Consider the following 9,358-nt stretch of genomic DNA (forward strand, 5'->3'; position numbering starts at 1 on the left):
CCCCCGCCCCGCGCCGCCTGCGGCGCGGAGCTAGCTCAGAACAGCGTCAGCTCGTCCTTCACCACGCCGCGGAGGGCGTTGTAGTCGAGGACGACGCAGCGGATGCCGCGGTCCTCGGCGAGGACCCTGGCCTGGGGCTTGATCTCCTGGGCGGCGAAGATGCCGCGGACCGGGGCGAGCAGGGGGTCGCGGCCCAGCAGCTCCAGGTAGCGGGTGAGCTGCTCGACGCCGTCGATCTCGCCGCGGCGTTTGATCTCGACGGCGACCGAGGCGCCGTCGGCGTCCTTGCAGAGCAGGTCGACGGGGCCGATGGCGGTCATGTACTCGCGGCGCACCAGGGTGTAGCCCTCGCCGAGGGTGTGCGGGGCGGCGGCGAGCAGGACCTGCAGGTGGGCCTCGACGCCGTCCTTGACCAGACCGGGGTCGACGCCGAGGGGGTGCGCGCCGTCGTGCAGGATCTCCTCGACGGTGATCTGCAGTTCCTCACCGCCCTTGTTGACGACCCTCCACAGTCCTTCGGACTCCTCCAGGCGGCAGGGCGGCGTCATCCACATCAGCGGCTTGTAGCCACCGGTGTCGGAGTGCACCAGCACGGAGCCGTCGGACTTGACCATGATGAGGCGGGTGGCGGGCGGCAGGTGGGCCGTGAGCCGGCCGACGTAGTCGACCGAGCACTTGGCGATGACGAGACGCACCGCGACAGCCTAGCCGCAGCCGCCGGTGCTGCCGGACCGACACCCGCTGTACAGCGCCGATGTGGCGCGTCGATGTCATGCTAGGGACGTGCTGGAGTCATTGACGGGCCTCGGCCTGGCCACATCGGCCGGGCTGAACGCCTACATCCCGTTGCTCGCCATCGGCGTGCTGGCGAGGTACACCGATCTCATCACGCTGCCCGACGGCTGGACGTGGATGGAGAACGGGTGGACCATCGCGATCGTCGCGGCGCTGCTGGCGATCGAGTTCGTCGCGGACAAGGTGCCGGTGGTCGACCACGTCAACGACGTGATCCAGACGTTCGTGCGGCCCACCGCGGGCGGTCTGGCCTTCGGTGCCGCGTCGAGCTCCGAGACGGTGACCGTGACCGATCCCGGGTCGTTCTTCAGCAGCCACCAGTGGGTGCCGATCGTGGTCGGCGGGGCGATCTCGCTGGGCGTACACGGGATGAAGGCGGCATCGAGACCGGTGATCAACGCGAGCACCGCGGGCTTCGGCGCCCCGGTGGCAAGCGCGATCGAGGACGTGGCGAGCGTGGCGATGTCGCTGGTGGCGATCATCCTGCCGGTGCTGGTGCTGCTGTTCATCGTGCTGCTGTTCGTGGCGTTCTGGTGGATGATGCGCCGGCGCAGGCGCCGCAAGGAGGAGAAGGCCGCCGCCCGGTGGGCCCAGGCGCAGGGCTACCGGCCGATGTAGGCCTCAGGGCAGCTTGTGCGCCTCGCGCACGACGGTGACCAGCTCGTCCACGACGTCGGTGATGGCGAAGTCCTTCGGCGTGAAGACCCGGGCGACGCCCGACGCCCGCAGCGTCGCGGCGTCCTCGGGCGGGATGATGCCGCCGACCACGACCGGCAGGTCGTCCAGGCCCTCGGCGCGCAGCCCGGCCAGGACCGACGCGACCGCCGCCAGGTGCGAGCCGGACAGCACGGAGAGCCCGACGAGGTCGACGTCCTCCTCGACCGCCGCCGCGACGATCTGCGCCGGGGTGAGCCGGATCCCCTGGTACACGACCTCGAAGCCGGCGTCGCGGGCCCGCACGGCGATCTGTTCGGCCCCGTTGGAGTGCCCGTCGAGGCCGGGCTTGCCGACCAGCATCCGCAGCCGGCCGGCGCCGATCTCCTCGGCGGTGCGCCGGACCCGCTCGCGCACCGCCGCCAGCGCGGTGCCGGGCACGCTGGTGGACACCGCGCCGGTGAGACCCGTGGGCGCCCGGTACTCGCCGAAGACCTCCCGCAGCACCGAGGCCCACTCGCCAGTGGTCACGCCCGCGCGGACGCACTCCAGGGTGGCCTCCATGAGGTTGCCGGTGCCGGCGGCGAGCTCCCGCAGCCGGGCGAGCGCGGCCTCGGCCTCGCCGGCGGGGCGGGCGGCGCGCCACGCGGCCACGGACGCCACGGCCTCGGCCTCGACCGCCGGGTCGATCTGCTCGATCGCCGCGGCACCCGCCGCGACCAGCGGCGACGGCTCCGTCTCGACGAACCGGTTGACGCCGACGACGACGTCCTCGCCGCGCTCCATCCGGCCGCGCCGCTCGGCGAGCGAGGCGACGAGCGCGCTCTTGAGGTAGCCGGACTCGACGGCCGCGACGACGCCGCCCATCTCCAGGACCCGGTCGAGCTCGGCGGTCGCCCCGGCGACGAGGTCGTCGACGAGGGCCGTCATGACGTGCGAGCCCTCGAACAGGTCGGGGTACTCCAGCAGGTCGGACTCGAAGGCGAGGACCTGCTGCATCCGCAGCGACCACTGCTGGTCCCACGGGCGCGGCAGGCCGAGCGCCTCGTTCCATGCCGGCAGCTGTACGGCCCGTGCCCGCGCGTCGCGCGACAGCGTCACGCCGAGCATCTCCAGCACGATGCGCTGGACGTTGTTCTCGGGCTGCGACTCGGTGAGGCCGAGGCTGTTGACCTGCACGCCGTACCGGAAGCGCTGCGCTGATTTGTCGGAGATGCCGTACCTGTCGGTCAGCAGCGTGGCCCACAGCCGGCCGAACGCTCGCATCTTCGCGGTCTCCTCGACGAAACGAACCGAGGCGTTGACGAAGAACGAGATGCGCGCCGCGACCTGGGGGAAGCGCTCCGGCGCCACCTGGCCGGAGTCGCGGACCGCGTCCAGCACGGCGATCGCCGTGGCCAGGGCGAACGCCAGCTCCTGCACCGGCGTCGCGCCGGCCTCCTGCAGGTGGTACGAGCAGATGTTGACCGGGTTCCACTTCGGGCAGTTCGCGACGGTCCACGCGATGGTGTCGGTGGTCAGGCGCAGCGACGGCCCCGGCGGGAAGATGTGCGTGCCCCGGGACAGGTACTCCTTGACGATGTCGTTCTGGGTGGTGCCCGCCAGCGCGTCCAGCGGCGCACCCTGCTCGCGCGCGACGGTCACGTACAGGCCGAGCAGCCACATCGCGGTGGCGTTGATGGTCATCGAGGTGTTGGCGAGACCGAGGTCGATGCCGTCGAACAGCGTGCGCATATCGCCCAGGTGCGAGACCGGCACCCCGACCCGCCCGACCTCACCGCGCGCGAGCTCGGCGTCGGGGTCGTAGCCGGTCTGCGTCGGCAGGTCGAAGGCGACCGACAGGCCGGTCTGCCCCTTGCCGAGGTTGCGCCGGAACAGCGCGTTGGACGCCGCGGCCGAGGAGTGTCCGGCATAGGTGCGCATGACCCACGGGCGGTCGCGCTCGGGGAGCTTCGCCATACGAGAACCTTACTGAACGGTAATTTGGTCGGGTCGGTGAAAATCGTCACCGGATGCCCTTGCCTATAGTGAACGCCGTGACCGAAGCGATCACCGTGCGCGGGCTACACAAGCGGTACCGGGGGCATGTCGCCGTCGACGGCATCGACCTCGACGTGCACCGCGGCGAGGTGTTCGCCCTCCTGGGCCCGAACGGCGCGGGCAAGACGACCACCGTGGAGATCCTCGAAGGGTTCCGGCACCGCACCTCCGGCGAGGCCAGCGTCCTCGGCGTCGACCCCGCGCACGCCGACGCGGCGTGGCGGCAGCGGGTCGGCATCGTGCTGCAGAGCACCGGCGAGTTCGACGACCTGACGGTGCGTGAGGTCGTGCATCACTTCGCGCAGTACTACCGCAACGCCGACGACCCAGACGCCGTCATCGAGCGGGTGGGGCTGGCCGGCAAGCGCGGCGACCGGACCAGGGTCCTGTCCGGCGGCCAGAAGCGCCGCCTCGACGTGGCGCTCGGCATCATCGGCCGCCCCGAGCTGCTGTTCCTCGACGAGCCGACGACCGGCTTCGACCCGGAGGCGCGCCGCGAGTTCTGGGGCCTGATCCGGCAGCTCGCCGCCGCCGGCACCACGATCCTGCTCACCACGCACTACCTGGACGAGGCCGAGCAGCTGGCCGACCGGGTCGGCGTGCTCGCCGCCGGCAAGCTCGTCGCCGTGGACACCCCGGCCCGGCTGGGCAACCGGGGCACCGCCGCCGCGACGGTCGGCTGGCACACCCCGGACGGGCCCCGCCAGGAGCAGACCGACACCCCGACCGCGGTCGTGGCCAGGCTCGCCGAACAGTTCGGCGGCGAGGTCCCCGGCCTCACCGTCATCAGACCCAGCCTCGAGGACGTGTACCTGCGAATGATCGGCGCCGGCGAATGACCACCCTGCGGCTCGGACTGGCCCGTGGCGGGCTGGAGATCAAGCAGTTCCTGCGCAGCCGGGAGTCGGTGATCTTCACGCTGTTCTTCCCGCTGCTGCTGCTCGTCATCTTCGGCTCGGTCTTCGACGCCGAGATCGCCCCCGGCGTGTCGTTCACGCAGTACTTCGCCGCCGGCATCATCGCCGCCGGCCTGCTGACCACCGGGTTCCAGTCCCTGGCGATCCAGATCCCGATGGAGCGCGAGAAGGGCATCCTGAAGCGGCTGCGCGGCACGCCGATGCCGCGCACGGCGTACTTCATCGGCAAGGTCGTCATGGTCATCGCCATCGGCGCGGCCGAGACCGTGGTGCTGGTGGCGACCGCCGCGGCCTTCTACGACCTGCCGGTGCCGTCGACCGCCGCGAAGTGGGTGACGTTCGGCTGGGTGTCGCTGCTCGGCATCAGCGCCTGCACGCTGTGCGGGATCGCGTTCTCCTCGCTGGCCCGGAGCGGGCGCGGCGCGCCGGCGATCGTGACCCCTGTCGCCCTGGTGCTGCAGTTCATCTCCGGCGTGTTCTTCCAGTACTCGACGATCCCCGAGTGGATGCGCAGCATCGCGTCGCTGTTCCCGCTGAAGTGGATGACCCAGGGCATGCGCTCGGTGTTCCTGCCCGACTCGTTCGCGGTGCGCGAGGTCGGCGGCGCCTGGCAGCTCGGGCACGTCGCGATCGTGCTCGGCGCGTGGGTCGTCATCGGCCTTGCGCTGTGCGTGTTCACGTTCCGCTGGACCGACCGGGGCTAAGCCTCAGGATCCCGCACGCCCCGCCGATCAGGGCAGGGTGATCGGTCGGCTGGGCAGGGCGGTCCGGCATGCCGGGGTGGTCGGCATCCTGGCCATCCTGCTCGTGCTCGCCCTCGGCCTCGTGGCGTCCTGGCACGCCGCCGGCTCCCTGCGCGACAACCAGCGGGCCCGCGCCAACGCCGTCATGGACCGCGACACGTCCCGCGCCGAGGCCGCCGTCCGCACGGAGATCCACCGGTACCTCGACACGCTGCGGACCGTCGCCGCGGCGGTCGGGGCGCACGAGACGCTGACGTTCGACGACTTCGCCACCACCACGGCGCCGCTGCGCGACGCCGGCCTGCCCGGGGCCACGTCGCTGGTCTTCGTCGTGCCCGCGCAGGACGGACAGCTCGACGAGGTCCAGCGGTACTGGCGCGACCGCGGCGTCACCGGCCTCGACCTGACCGTCAGGGGCAGCGGCCGGGAGCACCTGTTCGTCATCTTCTCCAGGCCCCTGGACGGCGCCCCCGCCGCCACCGCGGGCACCGACCTGTCGCAGTCCGCCGAGCCGACCGCCGCGCTCAACGAGTCCCGCCGCGCCGGCCGGCCCGCCGTCTCGGACACCTATGTGCTGCTGCGGGACCGGTCGCTGCCCGCGCCGCGGCAGCAGCTGTCCTTCGTGTTCGCCGCGCCCGTGTACGGCAACCCGACGCCGTCCGGCGCCAAGACGTTCAAGGGCTGGGTCGCGTTCGGGCTGCGCGGGCAGAGCTTCGTCGGCGGGGTCCTGGACGCGGCGACCCAGGGCAAGGTCGACGCCGACCTGTGGGCCGACAACGGTGGCGGCCAGGAGACCCGGGTCGCGTTCCTGCACCGGGTGGCCGAGCCGGACCTGCGCCGTGAGGTGACCATCCCGATCGCGAACCGGCACTGGCGGCTCGTGCTGACCGCCGACTCGCGCCGGCTCTCCGGCCTCAACGGCCCCGCCGACACCGCGCCCCTGGCGATCGGTACCGGCGGCACGCTGCTGACCGTGCTGGTCGTGGTGATGCTGTGGGCGCTCGCGGGCGGCCGGGCCCGCGCCGAGACCCGGGTGGTCGCCGCGACCGCGGAGCTGCGCGAGGCCGAACGGACCGCGCACCGGCAGGTCGTGCTGCTCAACGGCATCCTCGACCGGATCAGCGACGGCGTGGGCGTCGTCGACGAGCACGGCGTCTTCCTGGTGCACAACCCCGCCGCCAAGGCGATGCTCGGCGTCGACGCCGACCTGGCCGGGGTCGACGGGTGGCAGGAGTACTACGGCATCTACCGGCCCGACGGCGTGACCCCGTTCCCCGTCGAGGAGCTGCCGCTGGTGCGGGCCCTCGCCGGCGAGTCGACCGACCGGGTCGAGATGGTCATCCGCAACGCGGCCCGGCCCGAGGGCACCCTGCTGTCCGTCAGCGGGCGCCCGCTCGACGTCGACGGCCGGCGCGGCGCGATCGCGGTGTTCCACGACATCACCGAGGTACGGGAGCGAGAGGGCGACCTGACCGCCTTCGCCGGCATCGTGGCGCACGACCTGAAGAACCCGCTGACCGTGATCGCCGCGCACGCCGAGATGGCGCACGACGCGCTCACGCCGGCCCTGCCGCACTCGCCCGAGGCCCGGGAGGCCGGCGCCAGCATCGAGCGGGTCAGCGCCGGGGTGGTCCGCATGCGGCGGCTGATCGACGACCTGCTCGCCTACACCACCGCCCGCGACGCGGCCCTACGACCGCAGCCGCTGGACCTCGGCGCGCTCGCCGGCGAGGTCATCGCCGAGCGGGTCAACCATCTGGCGGTCCGCCCGGACATCTACGTCGGCCCGCTGCCCTGGGTCGAGGCCGACCCCGCCCTGCTGCGGCACGTGCTGGACAACCTCATCGGCAACGCCCTCAAGTACGTCCAGCCGGGCCGCGTGCCGAAGGTCGACGTCAGCGCGGCACCGGCCGGCCCGGGCTGGGTCCGCGTCGAGGTCGCCGACCGGGGCATCGGCGTGCCGGACGCCGACAAGCCCTACGTCTTCGAGTCGTTCCACCGCGCGCACGCCGGCCAGTCCTACGGCGGCACCGGCCTGGGCCTGGCCATCTGCCGCCGTATCGTCGACCGGCACGGCGGCTCGATCACCGTCGAGGACAACCCCGGCGGCGGCAGCCGCTTCAGCTTCACCGTGCCAGGGGCCACCGGAGTCTCCGCGGCGGCCCCGGCCGGTGTCGCCGCTCACGAGTACGTGTAGAACCCCTTGCCCGACTTGCGCCCCAGGTCACCGGCGATCACCATCCGCGCCAGCAGCTCCGGCGGGAAGAACTTCGCGTCGGCGGTGTCGGTGTGGATGTTCTTCGCCGCGTGGTACAGCACGTCCACGCCGGTCAGGTCGGTGGTCGCCAGCGGCCCCATCGCGTGGCCGAACCCCAGCTTGCAGGCCAGGTCGAGGTCCTCGGCGCTCACCACGCCGCTCTCCACCAGCTTGACCGCCTCGACCACCAGCGCCGCGATCAGCCGCGTGGTGACGAACCCCGCGACGTCCCGGTTGACCACGATGCAGGTCTTGCCGATCTCCTCCGCGAAGCTTCTGGCGGTGGCCAGCGTCGCGTCACTCGTCTTGTAGCCGCGCACCAGCTCGCACAGCTTCATCACCGGTACGGGGCTGAAGAAGTGCGTCCCGACGACCTGCTCGGGGCGCTGCGTCGCGGTCGCGATCTGCGTCACCGGGATCGCGGACGTGTTCGTCGCCAGCACCGCGTCGGCCCGGCAGATCTTGTCCAGCGTGCCGAACAGCTCCTGCTTCACGTCCAGCCGCTCGAACACCGCCTCAACCACGATGTCGGCCTCGGCCGCCGCGTCCAGGTCCGTGGTGGTGGTGATCCGCCCCAGCGCCGCCTGCACGTCGCCCTCGGCGATCACGCCCTTGCTCGCGAACTTCGTCAGCGACTGCTCGATGGCCGCGACGCCACGCCCGACCGCCTCCTCCGACAGGTCCCGCAGCGTCACCTCCCACCCGGCCTGCGCGGCGACCTGGGCGATACCCGACCCCATCAGCCCCGCTCCGACGACCGCCAATCGACCCGCCATGTGACTCCCTTTCCATGAGACCGCCTCGTCTCGACGCTGCTGACCTTATCCGGCTCCGGAGAGTGATCTTCTAGTGGCAAACTGTGGAAGTGCCCCTCATGTACCTCGCGGGATGGGCGGCCTCCGCCGGCGCTCTCGCCACCCTGATCCTCATCATCCGGCTGCTCCGCTTCGGCGAACGCAGGGCCCACTCCCTCAGCGGCGCGCATCTACCCGCCCCCGCCGGTGACCTCGACTACGGCCTGCTGCGCTCCGTGTCCCTGATCGGCGACCTGGCGTTCGCCCGCGACGTCCGCGACCGCCTCCGCCGCAACGGCGTCAGGGCCACCCTCGCCACCGGCCACGACGGCATGGTCCGCGTCCTCGTCTTCGCCGACGAGTACGACCGCGCCAGGCTGTTACTGGCTCCCTAGCTTCGCCAGGGGTCCCGTGGGGGGTTCCCACCCCACACCCCCCATGCTCGCTGGCGCTCGCACTGCCTGCGCTGCGCGCGGCAGCTTCCTGCGCATGCGCGCACCATCCCGGTGGCCGGCCCGGTTCGATCCGTTGCCCGGCACGCCGTGGCGCCGCATCTCCGCCTGGCTCCGCATCCCCGGCCCGGCCCACCCCGGCTCGGCCCACCCCGGCTCGGCCCACCCCGGCTCGGCCCGCCCTGGCACGATCTTGCCCGGTTGATCGAAGTCGCGTCCTGGTCGTCCAGATGACCAGGGCGCGACTTGGATCACCACGGCGATCCAGCCAGCGGGACGGCAACCCCGGATGCCGAGCGCCCGCGCGTGAAGCTGCCGCGCGCAGCGCAGGCAGTGCGAGCGTGGGTGACAGGGCTCGGGTGGGAACCCCTCCCGGCCGGCGCGACGACGCTCGCCGGCGCGTCATGCCCCGGCAAAGCACACCCCAAAGCGTCGGGAGGCGCGCCGCGGGTCGCCGCGGCGAGTGGCCGGTCCCGTCGCGGTCGACGCCCGGCTCGCTTTGATCTCGCCCGCTTGGTCTTGCCCGGTTGATCGAAGTCGCGGGGTGGTCGTCCAGGCGGCCGGGGCGCGACTTGGATCACGACGGTGGTCCGGCCGGGTGGGGCGGCGACCACCGGCGATGCCGCGCGCACGCGCGTGAGGCTGCCGCGCGCCAGCGCAGGCAGTGCGAGCGCAGCGAGCATGGGGGGCTCCGGGGTGGGAACCC

At 72.4% G+C, this 9,358-nt stretch carries 8 protein-coding genes; 5 read left to right on the forward strand and 3 right to left on the reverse strand.

What is annotated here, in order from left to right; all coding sequences use genetic code 11:
- Positions 1-35: 35 nt before the first annotated feature.
- Positions 36-695, reverse strand: a complete 660-nt coding sequence (gene nucS, locus AB0H83_RS44450; RefSeq protein WP_360107427.1) for an endonuclease NucS — start codon at positions 693-695, stop codon at positions 36-38.
- A gap of 88 nt (positions 696-783) precedes the next feature.
- Between nucS and AB0H83_RS44455 the strand changes: the two genes are divergently transcribed.
- Complete coding sequence (locus tag AB0H83_RS44455; RefSeq protein WP_360107430.1) at positions 784-1,413, forward strand: DUF4126 domain-containing protein; 630 nt, start codon at positions 784-786, stop codon at positions 1,411-1,413.
- Positions 1,414-1,416: 3 nt separating this feature from the next.
- Here the strand turns inward: AB0H83_RS44455 and AB0H83_RS44460 are convergent, their stop codons facing one another.
- Positions 1,417-3,408 carry a protein meaA gene (locus tag AB0H83_RS44460; protein WP_360107433.1) on the reverse strand — a complete coding sequence of 664 codons (1,992 nt, stop codon included), beginning with the start codon at positions 3,406-3,408 and terminating at the stop codon, positions 1,417-1,419.
- A 77-nt stretch (positions 3,409-3,485) separates the two neighbouring features.
- Here AB0H83_RS44460 and AB0H83_RS44465 point away from each other — a divergent pair, with 77 nt between their 5' ends.
- The 3 genes from AB0H83_RS44465 to AB0H83_RS44475 are packed head-to-tail and all read left to right on the forward strand — an operon-like array spanning position 3,486 to position 7,346.
- On the forward strand, positions 3,486-4,328 hold the full coding sequence (locus AB0H83_RS44465; protein WP_360107436.1) for an ABC transporter ATP-binding protein: 843 nt from the start codon (positions 3,486-3,488) through the stop codon (positions 4,326-4,328).
- Positions 4,325-5,110: an ABC transporter permease gene (locus tag AB0H83_RS44470; RefSeq protein ID WP_360107439.1), complete on the forward strand. Its 786-nt coding sequence runs from the start codon at positions 4,325-4,327 to the stop codon at positions 5,108-5,110. Before AB0H83_RS44465 ends, AB0H83_RS44470 begins: the two co-directional genes overlap by 4 nt.
- 37 nt (positions 5,111-5,147) lie before the next feature.
- Positions 5,148-7,346: an ATP-binding protein gene (locus AB0H83_RS44475; protein WP_360107442.1), complete on the forward strand. Its 2,199-nt coding sequence runs from the start codon at positions 5,148-5,150 to the stop codon at positions 7,344-7,346.
- Here AB0H83_RS44475 and AB0H83_RS44480 read toward each other — a convergent pair.
- Entirely contained in the window at positions 7,331-8,182 is an 852-nt protein-coding gene (locus AB0H83_RS44480) for a 3-hydroxyacyl-CoA dehydrogenase family protein (protein WP_360107445.1), read from the reverse strand. The two genes, AB0H83_RS44475 and AB0H83_RS44480, sit on opposite strands and share 16 nt — an antisense overlap.
- 98 nt (positions 8,183-8,280) lie before the next feature.
- Between AB0H83_RS44480 and AB0H83_RS44485 the strand changes: the two genes are divergently transcribed.
- Positions 8,281-8,595 (forward strand): hypothetical protein, encoded by a 315-nt coding sequence (locus tag AB0H83_RS44485; protein WP_360107448.1) that lies wholly within the window; start codon positions 8,281-8,283, stop codon positions 8,593-8,595.
- Positions 8,596-9,358 lie beyond the last annotated feature (763 nt).

It is taken from the genome of Dactylosporangium sp. NPDC050688 (assembly GCF_040654515.1).
Taxonomy (GTDB): Bacteria; Actinomycetota; Actinomycetes; order Mycobacteriales; family Micromonosporaceae; genus Dactylosporangium.